This window comes from Curtobacterium sp. VKM Ac-1376 (genome assembly GCF_015351025.1).
Lineage (GTDB): Bacteria > Actinomycetota > Actinomycetes > Actinomycetales > Microbacteriaceae > Curtobacterium.
Window position 1 is genome coordinate 79,793 of the sequence record NZ_JADKRV010000001.1, and the last position, 17,207, is coordinate 96,999.

15 protein-coding genes are annotated in these 17,207 nt (G+C 72.3%); 10 read left to right on the forward strand and 5 right to left on the reverse strand.

Translation table 11 applies throughout. The features are described from left to right. Positions 1 to 6: 6 nt before the first annotated feature. The 7 genes from ITJ56_RS00370 to ITJ56_RS00400 all read left to right on the forward strand — a co-directional run bounded on the left by ITJ56_RS00370 (position 7) and on the right by ITJ56_RS00400 (position 8,457). Positions 7 to 1,056, forward strand: coding sequence for a sugar phosphate isomerase/epimerase family protein (locus tag ITJ56_RS00370; RefSeq protein ID WP_194626352.1), 1,050 nt, complete (start codon positions 7 to 9; stop codon positions 1,054 to 1,056). A gap of 122 nt (positions 1,057 to 1,178) precedes the next feature. After that, positions 1,179 to 2,411: an ROK family transcriptional regulator gene (locus tag ITJ56_RS00375; protein WP_194626354.1), complete on the forward strand. Its 1,233-nt coding sequence runs from the start codon at positions 1,179 to 1,181 to the stop codon at positions 2,409 to 2,411. Further along, entirely contained in the window at positions 2,408 to 3,439 is a 1,032-nt protein-coding gene (locus ITJ56_RS00380; protein ID WP_194626355.1) for an NAD(P)-dependent alcohol dehydrogenase, read from the forward strand. Before ITJ56_RS00375 ends, ITJ56_RS00380 begins: the two co-directional genes overlap by 4 nt. Before the next feature lie 243 nt (positions 3,440 to 3,682). After that, positions 3,683 to 5,065 carry an MFS transporter gene (locus ITJ56_RS00385; protein WP_194626357.1) on the forward strand — a complete coding sequence of 461 codons (1,383 nt, stop codon included), beginning with the start codon at positions 3,683 to 3,685 and terminating at the stop codon, positions 5,063 to 5,065. A 148-nt stretch (positions 5,066 to 5,213) separates the two neighbouring features. Continuing rightward, positions 5,214 to 6,641 carry a bifunctional UDP-N-acetylglucosamine diphosphorylase/glucosamine-1-phosphate N-acetyltransferase GlmU gene (glmU, locus tag ITJ56_RS00390; RefSeq protein WP_194626359.1) on the forward strand — a complete coding sequence of 476 codons (1,428 nt, stop codon included), beginning with the start codon at positions 5,214 to 5,216 and terminating at the stop codon, positions 6,639 to 6,641. Between the two features lie 62 nt (positions 6,642 to 6,703). Then, a complete protein-coding gene (locus ITJ56_RS00395) occupies positions 6,704 to 7,681 on the forward strand; it encodes a ribose-phosphate diphosphokinase (protein WP_194626361.1) in 978 nt (325 codons plus the stop codon). Further along, on the forward strand, positions 7,678 to 8,457 hold the full coding sequence (locus tag ITJ56_RS00400; protein WP_194626363.1) for a putative protein N(5)-glutamine methyltransferase: 780 nt from the start codon (positions 7,678 to 7,680) through the stop codon (positions 8,455 to 8,457). Before ITJ56_RS00395 ends, ITJ56_RS00400 begins: the two co-directional genes overlap by 4 nt. A gap of 175 nt (positions 8,458 to 8,632) precedes the next feature. Here the strand turns inward: ITJ56_RS00400 and ITJ56_RS00405 are convergent, their stop codons facing one another. Further along, complete coding sequence (locus tag ITJ56_RS00405; RefSeq protein ID WP_194626366.1) at positions 8,633 to 10,258, reverse strand: molybdopterin-dependent oxidoreductase; 1,626 nt, start codon at positions 10,256 to 10,258, stop codon at positions 8,633 to 8,635. A 107-nt stretch (positions 10,259 to 10,365) separates the two neighbouring features. On the opposite strand from ITJ56_RS00405, the gene ITJ56_RS00410 reads away from it, so the two are divergent. Further along, positions 10,366 to 11,067, forward strand: coding sequence for a hypothetical protein (locus ITJ56_RS00410; RefSeq protein ID WP_194626368.1), 702 nt, complete (start codon positions 10,366 to 10,368; stop codon positions 11,065 to 11,067). Positions 11,068 to 11,148: 81 nt separating this feature from the next. Here the strand turns inward: ITJ56_RS00410 and gndA are convergent, their stop codons facing one another. Continuing rightward, positions 11,149 to 12,606 carry an NADP-dependent phosphogluconate dehydrogenase gene (gene gndA, locus ITJ56_RS00415; RefSeq protein WP_194626370.1) on the reverse strand — a complete coding sequence of 486 codons (1,458 nt, stop codon included), beginning with the start codon at positions 12,604 to 12,606 and terminating at the stop codon, positions 11,149 to 11,151. 112 nt (positions 12,607 to 12,718) lie between these two features. Between gndA and ITJ56_RS00420 the strand changes: the two genes are divergently transcribed. Then, positions 12,719 to 13,258, forward strand: a complete 540-nt coding sequence (locus tag ITJ56_RS00420) for a gluconokinase (RefSeq protein ID WP_194626372.1) — start codon at positions 12,719 to 12,721, stop codon at positions 13,256 to 13,258. A 165-nt stretch (positions 13,259 to 13,423) separates the two neighbouring features. Then, entirely contained in the window at positions 13,424 to 13,801 is a 378-nt protein-coding gene (locus tag ITJ56_RS00425; protein ID WP_194626374.1) for a type II toxin-antitoxin system death-on-curing family toxin, read from the forward strand. A gap of 18 nt (positions 13,802 to 13,819) precedes the next feature. Here the strand turns inward: ITJ56_RS00425 and ITJ56_RS00430 are convergent, their stop codons facing one another. The 3 genes from ITJ56_RS00430 to ITJ56_RS00440 all read right to left on the reverse strand — a co-directional run bounded on the left by ITJ56_RS00430 (position 13,820) and on the right by ITJ56_RS00440 (position 17,171). After that, complete coding sequence (locus ITJ56_RS00430) at positions 13,820 to 14,428, reverse strand: class I SAM-dependent methyltransferase (protein ID WP_194626376.1); 609 nt, start codon at positions 14,426 to 14,428, stop codon at positions 13,820 to 13,822. Positions 14,429 to 14,573: 145 nt separating this feature from the next. Continuing rightward, on the reverse strand, positions 14,574 to 16,013 hold the full coding sequence (gene uxaC / locus ITJ56_RS00435; protein WP_194626378.1) for a glucuronate isomerase: 1,440 nt from the start codon (positions 16,011 to 16,013) through the stop codon (positions 14,574 to 14,576). Between the two features lie 75 nt (positions 16,014 to 16,088). Beyond that, positions 16,089 to 17,171: a LacI family DNA-binding transcriptional regulator gene (locus ITJ56_RS00440; RefSeq protein ID WP_416354741.1), complete on the reverse strand. Its 1,083-nt coding sequence runs from the start codon at positions 17,169 to 17,171 to the stop codon at positions 16,089 to 16,091. Positions 17,172 to 17,207 lie beyond the last annotated feature (36 nt).

Here is a 17,207-nt window from a genome sequence, read left to right on the forward strand (position 1 = left end):
ACGACGATGACGACGACGGACGCGAGCGACACGACGGAGACGACCCGGCCCTCCCGGCCGGTCACGCTGTTCACCGGACAGTGGGCCGACCTGCCCTTCGAGGAGGTGGCCCGGCTCGCTGGCGAGTGGGGCTACGACGGCCTGGAGATCGCCTGCTGGGGCGACCACCTGGACGTCCGGCGCGCCGCGACGGACCCTTCCTACGTCGCGGGCCGCCGGGCGATCCTGGAACGCAACGGGCTGCAGGTCTGGACCATCGCGAACCACCTGGTCGGCCAGGCGGTGTGCGACGACCCCATCGACCAGCGGCACGAGGACATCCTGCCGCCGCACGTGTGGGGCGACGGCCACCCCGAGGGTGTGCGGCAGCGCGCGGCCGAGGAGCTGCAATGGACCGCTCGCGCCGCCGCAGCACTCGGCGTCGACACCGTCACGGGGTTCTCCGGCTCGTCGATCTGGAAGACCGTCGCCGGGTTCCCGCCCGTTCCACCGTCGATGATCGACGCCGGGTACCAGGACTTCCACGACCGCTGGTCGCCGATCCTCGACGTGTTCGAGGAAGTGGGCGTCCGCTTCGCGCTCGAGGTGCACCCGTCCGAGATCGCCTACGACTACTGGACCGCGCGGCGCACGCTCGAGGTGTTCCAGGGCCGGCCGGCCTTCGGGTTCAACTTCGATCCGTCACACTTCGTCTGGCAGGACCTCGACCCCGCAGTGTTCCTGCTCGACTTCGCCGACCGGGTGTACCACGTGCACTGCAAGGAGTCGGTGAAGCAGCTCGACGGACGCAACGGGCGGCTCGGCTCGCACCTGGCCTGGGGCGACCCGCGCCGCGGCTGGGACTTCGTCACCGCCGGCCACGGGGACGTGCCGTGGGAGCGGGTGTTCCGTGTGCTGAACCACATCGGGTACGCCGGACCGACCAGCGTCGAGTGGGAGGACGCCGGGATGGACCGGCTCGTCGGCGCTCCCGAGGCGCTGGCGTTCGTCCGGCGGCTCGGGACCATCGCGCCGCCGGAGGCGTCGTTCGACGCGGCGTTCTCGCGCTCGCGCTGACCGGTTCTTCGCCGGGATCTCGCGCTGCGCGACCGTTCACGGGTCCGCCGGTGCAAAACTCGTCGCTCAGCCCGGAACCCCACCCGCTCGACCACGACCCCGTCCACCCCCGAGGAGGACCCATGGCACGGCAGACCACCGCGACGCCGGGCAACGCCGCGCGTGTCCTCCGGCTCGTCCACGAGGACGGCCCCGTCACCCGCGCCGAGCTCACCCGGCGCACCGGCCTGAACCGCTCGACGATCCTCGCGCTCGTCGGGGAACTCGTCGACGCCGGCCTCGTGCACGAGGAGACCCCGGCCGCGGGGACACCCGGTGCCGGAGTCGGACGGCCGAGCGGGGTCGTGCGGGCGTCGGCCGACGTCCTCGCCGCCGCGGTCACGGTCGAGATCGACGCCGTCGGGGTCGCCCTCGTCGGCCTCGACGGCACCGTGCGCGACCGGCTGGTCGAGCCGCAGACCACCGTGCCCACCGCGGCGCAGGCGATCGACGCCGTCGCCCGGGTCCTCGCAGCGCTCCTCGCCCGCACCGGACCGGCGGCCCGGGTCGTCGGGGTCGGTGTCGCCGTGCCCGGCATCGTCCGGGTCGAGGACGGCACCGTGCGCGACGCCCCGCACCTCGGATGGCGTGACGAACCCCTCGCCGCACCGCTCGCGGAACGCCTGGGACTGCCGGTCCGGGCCGCGAACGACGCCAACCTCGGCGCCTGGGCGGAACGGCTGTACGGCAGTGCCCGCGGCGTCGACGACCTCGTGTACCTGAACGGCGGCGCGAGCGGCATCGGCGGCGGGATCGTCAGCGCCGGCCGACCCTTCAGCGGTGCCGACGGGTACGCGGGCGAGCTCGGGCACACCTTCGTCGCGGCGAACGGGATCCGCTGCCACTGCGGCGCGGTCGGCTGCCTGGAGACCGAGGCCTCGCGCTCCGCCCTGACCGACGTCACCGGGACCCCGCCGGACGACCTCGACGCGCTCGCCGCGGCGCTCGCCCAGGGCCGGCCCGAGGTCGAGCGGGTCGTCGACCGACAGGTCACCGCACTCGCGACCGCGCTGCGGAACGCCATCCACACGGTCGACCCCGAGGTCGTCGTGCTCGGCGGGTTCCTCGGTGCGCTGCTCGGGCACGTCGGCGACCGGGTCGAGACCGACGTCCGGGCGCAGACGATGGCCGCCATGACCGACCGGCTCCGGATCGTCCCGGCGGCACTCGGCCGCGACGTCCTGGTCCGTGGCGCCGCCGAGATCGGCTTCGCGGAGCTGCTGCGCGACGCCACGATGCCCGCGGCGCCCGCCGCCCCCTCCACCACCCACACGTCCGGCCGCGACGACGCGACCGAGGAAGCGAGAACCGCATGACCTCCACCCAGCGCACCAGCGTGCTGCTCGGCACGCAGGACCTGACCGTCGAGGACCGCCCCGTCCCCGCCGTCGACCCGGGCGACGTGCTCGTCCGCGTCGCGGCCGTCGGCGTCTGCGGCTCCGACGTGCACTACTACCGCCACGGGCGCATCGGCGACTTCGTCGTCGAGGAACCGCTCGTCCTCGGCCACGAGCTCTCCGGCACCATCGCCGCCGTCGGCGAGGGCGTCGACCCGTCCCGAGTGGGGGAGCGCGTCGCCATCGAGCCGCAGCGCCCCTGCCACCGCTGCGCGCAGTGCCTGGCCGGCCGCTACAACCTGTGCCCGCACATGCGCTTCTACGCGACCCCTCCCGTCGACGGCGCCTTCACCGAGTTCGTCACCATCGAGGCCGGGTTCGCGCACGTCCTGCCCGACAGTGTCTCGTTCGAGGCCGGCGCGCTCCTCGAACCCCTGTCCGTCGGCATCGCCGCCGTCCGCAAGGCCGGCATCGTCCCCGGTTCGTCGGTGCTCATCGCCGGTGCCGGTCCGATCGGCATCATCTGCGCGCAGGTCGCGAAGGCCTTCGGTGCCTCGCGCATCGTCGTCAGCGACCTCGTCGCCGAGCGCCGTGAACGCGCCCTGCGGTACGGCGCGACCGAGGTCGTCGACCCCACGGCCGTGTCGGTCGCGTCGGACATCGTCCCCGTCGACGCCTTCATCGACGCCAGCGGTGCACCCCGCGCGGTGTCGGACGGCATCAAGGCCGTGGGCCCTGCCGGTGCCGCGGTACTCGTCGGGCTCGGGAACTCCGAGATGACGCTGCCGGTCGAGCACATCCAGAACCTCGAGGTCACCGTCACCGGGATCTTCCGGTACACGAACACGTGGCCGGTCGCCATCGAGCTGGTCGCGTCCGGGCAGGTCGACCTCGACTCGCTCGTCACCGGCCGCTTCGGGCTCGACGACGTGCGCGAGGCCCTCGAGAGCGACACCGACCCGGCATCGCTCAAGTCCGTCGTCTACCCCGGCGGCGTCCCCGCCTGAGCGTGCTGCGCGTCGTCCGGTGCGAGGTTCCGTAATCCGTGACGGCGCTCAGACCGCGCACGGAGTGCGGGACCTCGCACCAGGCGAGCGAGCCCGCGGAAGCGCACGCGGAAGCGCGCGGGGTGGCGACGCACGCACGGTGCGGACGGGAGGCGCGGGGCGGGCCCGACCCGCGCCTCCCGTCCGCCACGTGACCCGGAACGGGGCCACCGTCGCGTCACCGGGACACGCTACGGTTCGCCCATGACCGCTTCTCCGGCCGCCGTGGTGCCGCAGCGCACCGATCGGCGCGCGCTCGTGTCCTGGGCGCTCTGGGACTGGGGCTCCGCCGCGTTCAACGCCGTCGTCACCACCTTCGTGTTCAGCACGTACCTGGCGAGCCGCGCGTTCGTGGACCCGGCGCTCGTCGGCGACACGTCGGCGGCGGGCAAGGCGATCGTCGAACGCGAGCTCGCGCACAACGCGGCCGTCGTGTCGACCGCCCTGACGATCGCGGGGATCGTCGTGGCGCTCGTCGCCCCGGCCATGGGGCGGCTCGCCGACACGTCGGGCCACCGTCGCCGATCGGTCCTCATCGCCACGATCGGCGTCGCGCTGTCGATCGGCGGCATGGTCTTCGTCGCGCCGAGCCAGCCGTACCTGCTGCTCGGCGCCGCCCTGCTCGGCATCGGGACCGTCGCCTACGAGATCGCGAGCGTCGGCTACAACGCCATGATCGGGCAGATCGCCCAGGGTGAGCGCACCGGTCGTGTGTCCGCGATCGGCTGGGCCGCCGGGTACTTCGGCGGCATCGTGCTGCTCGTGGTGCTGCTCGTGCTCTGCATCCAGGACTTCCGGGGTGACGGCGTCGTCGGTGGGTTGCTGCAGCTGCCGGCCACGGTCGCCGCCGGCCAGTGGGACGTGCGTGTCGCGATCGGCATCGCCGCCGTCTGGTTGGCCGTCAGCTCGATCCCGCTGTTCCTCACCATCCCCGAGGCGGTGCCGGACCGCACCCGTGGCGGCGGCGTCCTCGGGGCCTACGCGGACCTGGTCCGGGACATCGCCCGGTTGTGGCGGGAGCGTCGGAACGTCCTCGCGTTCCTGCTCGCCAGCGCCGTCTTCCGCGACGGCGTCGGAGCCGTCTTCACCTTCGGCGGGATCGTCGCCGCCCAGGTCTTCGGGTTCAGCGCGTCCGAGGTGATCCTGTTCGCCATCGCCGCGAACGTCGTCGCCGGGGTCGCCACGTTCGTCTCCGGACGCCTCGACGACCGCTTCGGCTCCCGCGCGCTCATCATGGTCTCGCTCGTCGGGCTCGCCCTGTGCGGGGTCGGGGTGTTCGCCGCCGGCACCCGGACCGAGTGGTTCTGGGTGCTGGGCCTGACCCTCGCCGTGTTCGTCGGGCCCGTGCAGTCGTCGTCGCGGGCGTACCTGGCGCGCCTGGCCGTACCCGGCCGCGAGGGCGAGCTCTTCGGCCTCTACGCCACCACCGGCCGTGCCGCCTCGTTCCTCGCGCCGGCGCTGTTCGGCGTCGCGGTGACGGTCGGCGGGTCGACGCGCTTCGGGATCCTCGGGGTCGTCGTCGTGCTCGTCGCGGGGTTGGTCCTGATGGCGTTCGTGAAGCCGGAACCGCGGGTCGCGCGCGCCTGAGTCGTGTCGTGTCTGCGGTGCGGCGTGCCGTCGCCCCGGCCTGGAGGCGCGGTGCCCGTCCGTCCGCAGGCTGCGGTTGTGCGCACGGTTCCGCACAGGGCCGTGGTCGCGTCGGGCGGCCCGGGCCGCGGTGCGCCAGGATGGGTGCATGACCGACCAGCGCATCGCCGTCGTCGTCCTCGCCGCCGGGCAGGGCACGCGCATGAAGTCGTCCACGCCCAAGGTGCTGCACCGGCTCGCCGGGCTGCCGCTCATCGGGCACGTCCTGCGGACGGCGTCGTCCCTCGGCCCCGAGCACGTCGCCGTCGTCGTGCGGCACGAGCGTGACCGGGTCGCGGCCGAGGTCGTGGAGCGCGCGCCCGACGCGATCGTCGTCGACCAGGACGACGTCCCCGGCACCGGCCGTGCGGTCGAGGTGGCCGTCCAGGCGCTCCCGGCCGACTTCGACGGTGCCGTCGTGGTGCTGTCCGGCGACGTCCCGCTGCTCGATGCCGCGTCCCTCCGTCTGCTCGTCGACGCCCACGTCGGTGCCGCCAACGCCGTCACGCTCGTCAGCGCGATCGCCCCCGACCCGACCGGCCTCGGCCGTGTCGTGCGTGATGCCTCCGGCTCGTTCGTCGGGGTCGTGGAGCACAGGGACGCCACGGCGGAGCAGCTCGCGATCACCGAGACGAACGCCGGCATCTACGCTTTCGACGCCGCGCACCTGCGGGCCGTGCTGCCCCTGCTGACCACCGCCAACGCGCAGGGCGAGAAGTACATCACCGACGCCCCGACGCTCATCGCCGAGCGCGGCGGGATCATCGACGTCGTCACGCTCTCCGACCAGTGGCTCGTCGCGGGCATCAACGACCGTGCCCAGCTCGGCGACGCTGCCCGCGAACTCAATGCCCGCATCGTCCGTCAGCACCAGCTCGCGGGGATCACGGTGCAGGACCCTGCGACCACCTGGATCGACCTCGACGTGACGATCGAGCCCGACGCCGAGATCCTGCCGGGCACCCAGCTCATCGGGGCCACGGCCATCGCCGCCGGTGCCGTGGTCGGTCCGGACACCACGCTGCGCGACACCGAGGTCGGTGCCCGCGCGACGGTGAACCGGGTCGACGCCACGCTCGCGGTGATCGGCGACGGCGCCTCGGTCGGTCCCTTCGCCTACCTGCGCCCGGGCACGATCCTCGGCGACGACGGCAAGATCGGCACCTTCGTCGAGACGAAGAACGCGACGATCGGCCGCGGCAGCAAGGTGCCGCACCTGTCCTACATCGGCGACGCCGAGGTGGGCGAGGACTCCAACATCGGCGCGAACACCATCACCGCGAACTACGACGGCGTCCACAAGCACCGCACCGAGGTCGGGTCGCACGTCCGTACAGGCTCGCACAACGTGTTCGTCGCCCCGGTTAGGATTGGTGACGGTGCGTACACCGGCGCCGGGACCACCGTCCGCAAGGACGTTCCGGCCGGATCGCTCGCGATCAGCTACGCCCCACAGCGCACCACCGACGGATGGGTCGAGGAACACCGACCCGGCACACCGGCGGCCGAGGCTGCTCGGCTCGCGAACGGCGAATAGATCCTGGCGACCCACCCGTCGCCGACATCGACCCCTCGTGGGTCAGGGAGTGAGCACCGCACTTGTCCGGAATCAAGACAACCGGCCAGAAACGACTCGTCCTCGTCTCGGGGCGAGCACACCCGGCGCTCTCGGCCGAGATCGCGGAGGAGCTCGGGGTCGACCTCGTCCCGACCGATGCCCGGACCTTCGCGAACGGTGAGCTCTACGCCCGCTTCGACGAGTCCGTTCGCGGCTGCGACGCCTTCGTCATCCAGTCGCACACCGCGCCGATCAACGAGTGGCTCATGGAGCAGCTCATCATGGTCGATGCCCTGAAGCGTGCCTCGGCGAAGCGGATCACGGTCGTCGCGCCGTTCTACCCGTACGCCCGCCAGGACAAGAAGGGCCGTGGCCGCGAGCCGATCTCGGCCCGGCTCGTCGCCGACCTGTTCAAGGCCGCCGGCGCGCACCGCATCATGAGCGTCGACCTGCACGCCGCCCAGATCCAGGGCTTCTTCGACGGCCCGGTGGACCACCTGTTCGCCATGCCGGTGCTGCTCGAGCACTTCCGCCAGATCCTCGACCCGAAGACACTGACGGTCGTGTCGCCGGACATGGGCCGCGTGCGCGTCGCCGACATCTGGTCCGAGAAGCTCGGTGCGCCGCTCGCCATCATCCACAAGCGCCGCGACCCGCTCGTGCCGAACCAGGTCTCGGTGCACGAGATCGTCGGTGACGTCAGCGGCCGCGTGTGCCTGCTCGTCGACGACCTCATCGACACCGGTCGGACGATCGCCAAGGCCGCCGAGGCGCTCAAGGACGCCGGTGCCACGGGCGTCGTCGTCGCCGCGACGCACGCCGTGTTCTCCGACCCCGCCACGGAGCTGCTGCAGAGCGAGTTCATCGACCGCGTCGTCGTGACGGACACCCTGCCCGTCCCGCACGAGAAGCGCTGGCCCCGGCTCGAGGTCCTGCCGATCGCCCCGCTCATCGCCCGCGCCATCCACGAGGTCTTCGACGACGGCTCGGTGACCTCCATGTTCGATGGAGCCGCTTGACCCACCCCGCGCGTGATGCCCTCGCGGCCCGGCTCCGGGCCGTGGGGAGCGTCTTCGCCGAGGACGAAGCCGACCTGCTGCTCGAGGCAGGGGACGGTGAGCCGGTGCGACTCCGGACCCTCGTGCAGCGTCGGCTGGCCGGTGAGCCGCTCGAGTACGTGCTCGGCTGGGCCGCCTTCGACGGGCACCGCATCCGTGTGACCGCAGGGGTGTTCGTGCCGCGCGCCCGCACCACCGTCGTCGTCGAGCAGGCCGCGCGCCGACTGCAGCGCTACGGCCGCGTGGTCGACCTGTGCTGCGGCGCCGGTGCGATCTCGGTCGCGCTGCTCGCCCGTGTCGGTGCGCTCGACCTCGTCGCCGCGGACATCGACCCGGACGCCGTCGACGTCGCCGCCGAGAACATCGGCGACCGCGGCATCGTCGTCGCGGGTGACCTGTTCGCCCCGCTGCCCGAGCGCTTCCGCGGCACAGTCGACGTCGTCGCGGTGAACGCCCCGTACGTGCCGACGGCGTCGATCGACCTGATGCCGGTCGAAGCCCGGGAGCACGAGCACCGCGTCGCGCTCGACGGCGGCGAGGACGGTCTCGACCTGCACCGTCGCATCGCCGCGGGTGCCGGGGAGTGGCTCCGCCCCGGTGGGGCCGTCGTCATCGAGGTGTCGGAGGAGCAGGCTGAGCGGTCCGTCGCTGCCTTCACGGACGCCGGCTTCGACGCGCAGGTCGAGCGGGACGACGAGGTCGACGGCACCTGCGTCGTCGCGGCGCTCCCGGCCTGATCCGCTCCGGTCCGAGGCGCGCCGTGTCCGTGTCCGTGTGCGTGCCGAGCGGTCACGACATGCCGCTCAGGTTCGCCGAGGTGGCACGAAGTGCCGCCTGCTCGCCCGCGAACCGACGCTTTCGGCGATCTCGGCGCGACACGGGCGGCGTGTCACGCGACCCCGCGCAGGACCGTCAGCGCGCGTCGACCGTCACCGTGTGCCAGCCCGTCGCACCGTTCGGCGCCGGCGGTCGCTCCACACTCGTCTGCACCTCGCCGTCCGCACTGGTCGCGCGCACCTCGATGCGGTGCGAGCCGGCGGTCGGCGTCCACCGCACCACCCACTGTCGCCAAGTGTCCGCGGAGACCGAGTCGGCGAGCTCGGCGCGCTGCCAGTCGCCGCTTCCGACGCGGACCTCGACGGCTTTGACGCCCTTGTGCGGCTGCCACGCGACCCCGGCGATGGCGACCCTCTGACCCGCGGTCACGGTCGCGCCGTTCCGCGGGGTGTCGATGCGCGACTCGAGCTTCACCGGCCCGCGCTCGGACCAACCGCGCGGGGTCCAGTACCCCTGCGCGTCTGCGAACCGCGTGACCTCCAGCTCGGTGACCCACTTCGTCGCCGAGACGTACCCGAACAGCCCCGGCACGACCATCCGCACCGGGAACCCGTGCTCGACCGGCAGGGGATCGCCGTTCATCCCGACCGCGAGCAGGGCAGCGGTGCCGTCGTCCTGCAGCACGTCGAGCGGGGTGCCGGCGGAGAAGCCATCCACGCTCCGGGACAGCACCATGTCGGCGTCGCCCGTCGGCCGGGCGCGCGCGAGCAGGCTGCGGATCGGGTAGCCGAGCCAGCGTGCGGTGCCGATCAGGTCACCGCCGACCTCGTTCGAGACGCAGCTCAGCGTCGCGACGTGCTCCTCGAGGGGCAGTGCGAGCAGCTCGTCCCACGTCAGCGTGATCTCCTGCTCGACCGCCCCGTGGATGCGCAGCGACCAGTCCGCCGGGTCGACCGTCGGCACCCGCAGCGCGGTGTCGATCCGGTAGAAGTCGGCGTTCGGAGTGATGTACGGGGTGATGCCGTCGACGTCGAGCGAGGCCCCCGCGGGCACCGGCCGTGCGGTCGTCGCGGCACGGGGCAGCCGGATGGCTCGCCTGGCAGCGGCCGCAGCCTGCATCGCGGACGACCCCAGCCGGGAGGCGGTGCCCACCACGATCGCGACCGTTGCCGTCGCGACGCCCCAGACCAGGAACGCGCGGCGCTCGACCGACGCCGGTCGCGGTGACGCCGTCGGCACGGCCGCTGCGGCCTCCCAGCGGCGGAGCCGTCGGAGCAGCACCCGCAGGACGACGACGGCTGCGGCGACACCGAAGACCGTCGGGGCACCGTCCCAGGTACCACTGCCGGAACGGGTGCTGACCGCGAGGAGCGCGAGCACCCCACCGGCGGCGAAGACGAGCGCGCCGAACGGCGGGCGGGCGCGCTCGAGGACCCCGGCTCCGGCGCTGATCGCGACGACGAGGACGGCCATCAGGACGAACAGGGCGACCTTGTCGCCGGTGCCGAACAGGGCGACCATCAGGTCCTTCGCGCCGGGGGGTGCGAGGTCGATCACAGCGGACCCGACGGCGACCAGGGGGCTGCCCGCTCCGCCGAGCAGGAGGGCGCCGAACTCGGCGACGCCGAGGAACGCGGCTGCGGCCACCACGCCCACGGCGGCGGCGAACGACCTCGGTCGAGGCACGCGGCTGCCGTCGTGCTGGGCGGAAGGCTCGCTCGTCGGCTGGCCGCTCGGCTCGTCCGTCGTCTCGGTGGTCACCGCCCGAGCGTAGGTCGCGGGGCCGCTCGTCGGCTGTGCGTGCGCTTCCCCGGGCGTTCACCGCCCTCCGCCAGCAGGCGGCGAGCCGATCGTGGGAGGATCGAGCCGTGCTGCAGCATCCCGATGGCGTCCCGCGGTCCGGCCGCGCCCGGGGGACGGGTCGGACGGCCAGGTCGTCGGCCCGACGCCTGTCGACACTGCGCTGGGTGATCGTCGCCGTGTGGCTGGCCCTCCTCGTCATCCGGATCATCGTCGTCTCGACCGTGCCTGATGCGGACCTGTCCTGGTACGGCCTCGTCGAGTTCGGTTCGATCGGCCTCGGCATCGTCGTGATCGTCGTCGCGGTGGTCCGCGCCGCCACCGCCCGTCGCAGGCAGGCCGACGAAGCGCTCGCGCTCGCGATCCGCCGCATCGATCCGACGGTCTGGCTGGTGCCCGCGGCACCGACCGCCGAACTCGACGCCGCCATCGCCGAGGTCCGGCCGGAGGTGCGCCTCGGTGCCCGGGTCACCTGGGCCTTCGGGGCGACCGAGGCCTCCCTGTGGGAACTCGAGGAACGTCGTGCGACCCGGCTGCTCGTGATCCGGTGGAGCCGGGTCGTGCACGTCGGGCTCGAGGATGTGCCGATCGGTCGCGGCGGCGCCCGCCGTGCCTGCGCGGTCGCGATCCACTACGTCCGACCGGACGACACCCCCGCGGTGACGACGTTCTTCGTGCGGACCGGCCCGGGGTCGCAGCGCCTGCTCGGGCGGGGACCCCGGTTGGGTCGGCTCGTCGCGGACCTGGCGCGGGAGCGCATCGTCGCCTGAACCGACGAAGGGCCCTGCGGTCGGCGAGGCCCCTCGTGCTGATCGTCCTGGACGGAGCCGATCAATGCGTCGGTGCTCGTGTCAGTGCGTGGACGGTTCCTGCTCGACCTCGCGCCGGTCGTCGTCGGACCACAGGGTGTGGAAGGTGCCGTCCTTGTCGATGCGCTGGTACGTGTGCGCGCCGAAGAAGTCCCGCTGCCCCTGGATGAGCGCTGCGGGGAGCCGCTCCGAGGCGAGCGAGTCGAAGTACGACAGCGCTGATGAGAACCCCGGTGCCGGGATGCCCGATGCGACAGCGATCCCGACGATGCGGCGCCACGCGGCCTCGCCCTCGGCGACGGCGTTCGCGAAGTACGGGTCGACGAGCAGGCTCTCGAGCTCCGGGTTCTCGGCGTACGCCTCGACGATGCGGTTCAGGAACTGCGCACGGATGATGCAGCCGCCGCGCCAGATCTTCGCGACGTTCCCGAGGTCGATGTCCCAGCCGTACTCCTTCGCCCCGGCGATGATGAGATCGAATCCCTGGGCGTAGGCGACGACCTTCGAGGCGTAGAGGGCGGCCCGGACGTCGTCGGCGAAGGTGTCCGGCACCTCGGCGATGGACGGTCGGTTCTGCACCGATTTCTGCACCGCGGCGCGCTGGGTGGGCTTCGACGACACCGCGCGGGCGAAGACCGCCTCGCCGATGCCGGAGACCGGGATACCGAGTCCGACGGCGTTCTGCACCGTCCAGACACCGGTGCCCTTCGAACCGGCCTCGTCGCGGATGACGTCGACGAGCGGCTTGCCCGTCTCGTCGTCGCGCTGCTTGAGGATCTCGCCGGTGATCTCGATCAGGTAGGACTCGAGGTCGCCCTTGTTCCACTCGTCGAACACCTGCACCAGGTCCTCGACGGTGAGGCCGCCGACGCGGCGGAGCAGGTCGTAGGACTCGGCGATGAGTTGCATGTCGGCGTACTCGATGCCGTTGTGCACCATCTTCACGAAGTGCCCGGCGCCGTCGGTGCCGATGTGGGTGACACAGGGTTCACCTTCGGCGACCGCGGCGATCGACTTCAGGATCGGCCCGAGCGTCTCCCAGGCCTCCTTCGAGCCACCGGGCATGATCGACGGACCCTTCAGCGCACCCTCTTCACCGCCGGAGATGCCGGTACCGACGAAGTTGAGGCCCTTCTCCCGCAGATCGTGCTCGCGGCGGATGGTGTCGTGGAAGTTCGCGTTGCCGCCGTCGACGATGATGTCGCCGGGTTCGAACCGTTCCGCGAGCTGCGAGATCACGGCGTCGGTGCCCTTGCCGGCCTGCACCATGATGATCGCGGTGCGGGGCTTGGACAGCGAGGCCACGAACCCGTCGATGTCCTCGGACGCGATGAACCCGGCGTCACCGTGCTCCTGCAGCAGTTCCTCGGTGCGGGCGTACGTGCGGTTGTAGACCGCGACCGTGTTGCCCTCGCGACTCGCGAGGTTCCGGGCGAGGTTCGAGCCCATCACTGCGAGTCCGACGACCCCGATGTTCGCCTGACCGTTGTTGTCTGCCACGAGGGTCTCCTTTGTCCGGACGTTGTCGCCCAACCTACGACCGCTGCCCTGGGACCGCACGGGTGTTCCGGCAACTGGGGACCGGAGTTCACCGGATCAATACTCTGGAGGGATGAACGCGCGCGCTGTCCACCCGCCCGTCCTCGTCATGGGCGTCTCCGGCTCCGGCAAGTCGACCATCGGGCAGGCCGTGACCGACGCCCTGACGGCAAAGGGTGAACCGTGCGTCTTCGTGGACGCTGACGACCTGCACCCGGTCGCCAACAAGGAGAAGATGCGGCAGGGCATCCCGCTCACCGACGAGGACCGGTGGCCGTGGCTCGACGCCTGTGCGGAGCGGATCGCCGCTGTCGAGGCCGGCGGGTCGCGGTGCGTGATGGCGAACTCGGCTCTGAAGCGGGTCTACCGCGACCGGCTCCGGCAGTCGGCCCCGGGCCTCGTCATCGCGTTCCTCGACGGGTCGCGTGAGCTCATCGCCGAGCGCCAGTCGCACCGCCGGCACGAGTACATGCCGACCTCGCTGCTGGACTCCCAGTTCGCGACGCTCGAGCGACCCCAGCCCGACGAGGCCGCCGTCGACGTGTCGATCGACGGCTCGGTCGACGACACCGTGCGAGAGATACTGGCCGCGCTCGCGGTCACCTCAGCCTGAGCGACGGCCGATGACCGCTGACGGGTCCTGAGCCGTTCCTCCACAGGGGCGCATCGCCGTGCTCGTCATCCCCGAAGTCCCGAGACCGGCGGTCGTCATGGGAGACACCCGGAGCGTCGTTCCAGGACTCCCGCGCTACGCCGAGGCACTCGATCGACTCGGCAAGTGATCCACCTCACCAGCGACGAGGCGTTGCACATCGCTCGGCGGACCCTCGGGGCGGACTCCGCGGTCCGCGACGTCGGACTGCTCGAGGCGGCGATCACACGTCCCGCCGCTTCGGTGGGCGGCAACGATGCCTACCCGACACTGGTCGAGAAGGCTGCGGCACTCGTCCACTCCGCCGTCCGGAACAACGCCCTGGTCGACGGCGACAAGCGCCTCGGACTGATGCTGCTCGTGGTCTTCCTCGGTGTGAACGGGGTCCGGCTCCACGCCTCGAACAACGAGGCGTACGAATTCATCGTCGCGATCGCCGAAGGGGAACTCGACGCCGTGCCGGAGATCGCCGCGGCCCTGATGCCCCTGATCTCGGACGCCTGATCGACCACGCGGTCACGATCAGCGTCGCACCGCACTGACCGCCCCGTGCGGTCGGTGCCCCGGTGCTGAACGGGTGTGGACGTCCACCACGTCGAAGCCCGCTTCGTTCAGCAGTGCCGCCAGGGACGGGACGGGCCAGCGGAACGCGGTGACGACCGCGTGGTCGAAGGCCTCGACCGCAGGGCCCTCGAAGAACCCGAGCAGCAGACCGCCGCCGGGGGAGAGCACCCGCCGGAACTCGGCCAGTGGCCCTCCGATCCGCGGGGGTTCGTGGTGGATCACCGAGTACCAGGCCAGGACTCCGTCGACGCTGCCGTCCCCGAACGGCAGCGCGTCGAGCGACCCGACCCGGAAGTCGATGTCCACGTCCACCGCACCGTGCGTCCGTCGTGCGTGCTCGACGAACGCCGGCACCGCGTCGATGCCGATGACACGATTCCCCTGCCGCGCGAGGTGCGCCGTCCAGTGCCCCGGCCCGCACCCGGCGTCGAGCAGGGGGCCGCGGCGACCCGCTGCCCAGGCGTCGACGAGTGCCCGGTCATCGGGGTGGACGGCGTCCATCGACCCGAGCACTGCCGTGTACTCGTCGGCCCGCGCGCTGTACGCCCTCGTCACCCGCTCCGTCATGCGCCTGACCGTACCGGCGCAGCGCCGAACCGTGCGAGGTTCCCTGTTCCGTGCGACCCGGCGACCCTCGCACCGAGCACGGAACCTCGCACCACGCGCCCGCCGCGCCACGCCCGCCCGCGCCCGCCGCGCCCGCGCCCGCCCCTCAGAGCTTGAACGTCGCCTGCGGGATGTCGGACACGATGCGCCCCGCGGTCCGGACGGCGTCCTCCTCGGACATCTGGTGCGTGACCACGAGCGACGCCAGGTACGCCGCATCCGCACGACGAGCCATGTCGTGCCGCGCCGGGATGGAGCAGTACGCGCGGGTGTCGTCGATGAACCCGGACGTCTTCGTGAACGAGGCCGAGTCGGTGACGGCCGAGCGGTACCGCCCGATCGCCGCCGGAGTGTCGATGAACCACCACGGTGCCCCCGCGTACACCGCGGGGTAGAAGCCCGCCAGCGGACCGATCTCGCGCGAGAACACCGTCTCGTCGACGGTGAACAGCACGAGGTGGAACCCGGGTGCGGTGCCGAACGACTCGAGCAGTGGGCGCAGGGGCTCGGTGAACGACCCGACCGCCGGCAGGTCGTGCCCGGTGTCCGGCCCGAAGCGCTCGAGCGTGGGGGTGTGGTGGTTCCGGATCACCCCCGGGTGCAGCTGCATGACCAGGCCGTCCTCGACACTCATCTCCGCCCAGCGGTAGAGCATGTCGTGCCGGTACGCCGTCGCCTCGGACTCGGTGACCGACGACGGGTCCCGGAGTGCCGCCGCGTGGATCCGTTCGCGCTCCACGGACGACAGCGGCGTGGATCCCGCGTCGAGCACGCCCGTGTCCGTCGCGGTCGCGCCGTGCTCGATGAAGTACCGGCGACGTGCGCGGAGCGCCGCCAACAGCCCTGCGTGGGTGCCCGTGTCGATGCCGGCGGCCTCGCCGATCGACGCGACCACGGGCCTCCAGTCCGACCGCGTCGGGTCGAACACGGCGTCCGCGCGGAAGGTGGGGAGCACCCGGCCCGTGAAGCCGGGGTCGGCGGCGAGCTGCGCGTGCGCGGCGAGGTCGTCCGCCGGGCCGTCGGTCGTGGCGAGGACCTCGATGCCGAAGGTGTCGAACAGGGCGCGCGGCCGGAAGGCGGGGGACGCCAGCAGACCGGCGATGTGGTCGTACTGGTCGTCCGCGTTCGCGGCTGACGGTGCCTGGTCGAGCCCGAACACGTCGTGCAGCTCCGTCTCGAACCAGTAGCGCACGGGGGTCCCGAGGAAGTCGTCCCAGTGCTCCGCCAGCTGTCGCCAGATGGCGCGGCCTGGAGGCACGGGTGAGGTCCCCGACAGGTCAGCGCGTCCCAGCGCGGTCAGGTCCACCCCGTTCGCGTGCAGCAGGCGGAGGACGTAGTGGTCCGGCGTGATGAGCAGCGACGCGGGGTCGCTGAAGGGCTGGTCCGAGGCGATCAGCGCTGCATCGACGTGCCCGTGCGGCGAGATGATCGGGGCGTCCTTGACCGCCTCGTACACGCTGCGTGCCACGGCTCGCGCTCCGGGGTCCGCGGGGAGCAGCCGGTCGGGGTGGGGCGTGAGCCGGGTGGGGGTGCTGGTGCGGGTCATCATCGACTCCTTCGGGTGTGGCGAGTTCGGGGCGGCGAGTGCGGGTGTGGCGAGTTCGGGGCCGCCCGTACGGGATCAGCCGGTGCCGGCGACCGGCGCCGGCCCGGTCGACTCGCGCACGGTCAGGTGGGTGGGCAGCGCGACGGCGCCGGACATGTGCTCCCCGGGCAGCTCGTCGGCGGGCAGGGCGCCGAGTCGTCCGAGCAGCATCCGGATCGCGACCCGGCCGGCGCGCTCGATCGGCGAGGTCATCGTGGTGAGCGGCGGGTTGCAGAAGTCGGCGCCGAAGATGTCGTCGCAGCCCACGATGCTCATGTCCTCGGGGACGCGGACCCCCCGCTCCCGCAGCCGGGCGAGCATCCCGATGGCGATCAGGTCGTTGAAGGCGATGCACGCGGTCGCACCGGCGTGCACGGCGGCATCGGCGGCCGCGGCACCGGAGTCGACGAACGGTGCGTGCGGCCCGACCCGGGCGACACGGATCCCCAGGCGCTTGGCGACCTGCACGAGTGCGCGCCACCGACGCTCGTTCGACCACGAACTGTCCGGCCCGGCGATGTACAGGATCTCCCGGTGTCCCAGCGACACCAGGTGCTGCACCGCCTGCTCCACCCCGCCGGGGGTGTCGATGAGCACCGAGGGCACGCCGGTGGGCCGACGGTTCACGACGACCAGGGGGATCCGCTCGGCGAACCGGGCGATCTGCGCGTCGGACAGGCGCGAGGCGGTGAGCACGACGCCGTCGGCCTTCGCCCCGACGGCGGTGAGGGCGGCGATCTCGGCGTCGGCGGACTCCTCGGTGTCGACGAGCAGCTGCGTCCAGCCGGCACCCGCCAGCTGGTGCTGCGTGCCGCGGATGACGTCGAAGTAGAAGGGGTTGGTGATGTCGGAGACGAGCACCGCGACGGCGCGGGTGCGGCCGGAGGTCAGCGCCCGGGCCTGCGAGTTGGCGACGTAGCCGAGTTCGCGGGCGGCCCGCTGGATGCGCTCCTGGGTGACGGCGTTCACCCGGTCGGGCAGGGACAGGGCCCGTGAGACGGTGGACGCGGCGACCCCGGTGGCGTCCGCGATGTCCCGGATGGTGACGCGACGCGTCGCACCGACGGCGATGCCGGCACCGGCCCCGTCGCGGCCGTCGTTCGTCGAGAGTCCGCTCACGAGGCCGAACGTATTCGCGTCTGGCAACAAGTGGCA

Bases quoted from the DNA above. Each gene is read 5' to 3' on its own strand.
- ITJ56_RS00370 (WP_194626352.1), top strand. From the start codon at position 7: ATGACGACGACGGACGCGAGCGACACGACGGAGACGACCCGGCCCTCC.
- ITJ56_RS00375 (WP_194626354.1), top strand. From the start codon at position 1,179: ATGGCACGGCAGACCACCGCGACGCCGGGCAACGCCGCGCGTGTCCTC.
- ITJ56_RS00380 (WP_194626355.1), top strand. From the start codon at position 2,408: ATGACCTCCACCCAGCGCACCAGCGTGCTGCTCGGCACGCAGGACCTG.
- ITJ56_RS00385 (WP_194626357.1), top strand. From the start codon at position 3,683: ATGACCGCTTCTCCGGCCGCCGTGGTGCCGCAGCGCACCGATCGGCGC.
- glmU (WP_194626359.1), top strand. From the start codon at position 5,214: ATGACCGACCAGCGCATCGCCGTCGTCGTCCTCGCCGCCGGGCAGGGC.
- ITJ56_RS00420 (WP_194626372.1), top strand. From the start codon at position 12,719: ATGAACGCGCGCGCTGTCCACCCGCCCGTCCTCGTCATGGGCGTCTCC.
- ITJ56_RS00430 (WP_194626376.1), bottom strand. From the start codon at position 14,428: ATGACGGAGCGGGTGACGAGGGCGTACAGCGCGCGGGCCGACGAGTAC.
- uxaC (WP_194626378.1), bottom strand. From the start codon at position 16,013: ATGACCCGCACCAGCACCCCCACCCGGCTCACGCCCCACCCCGACCGG.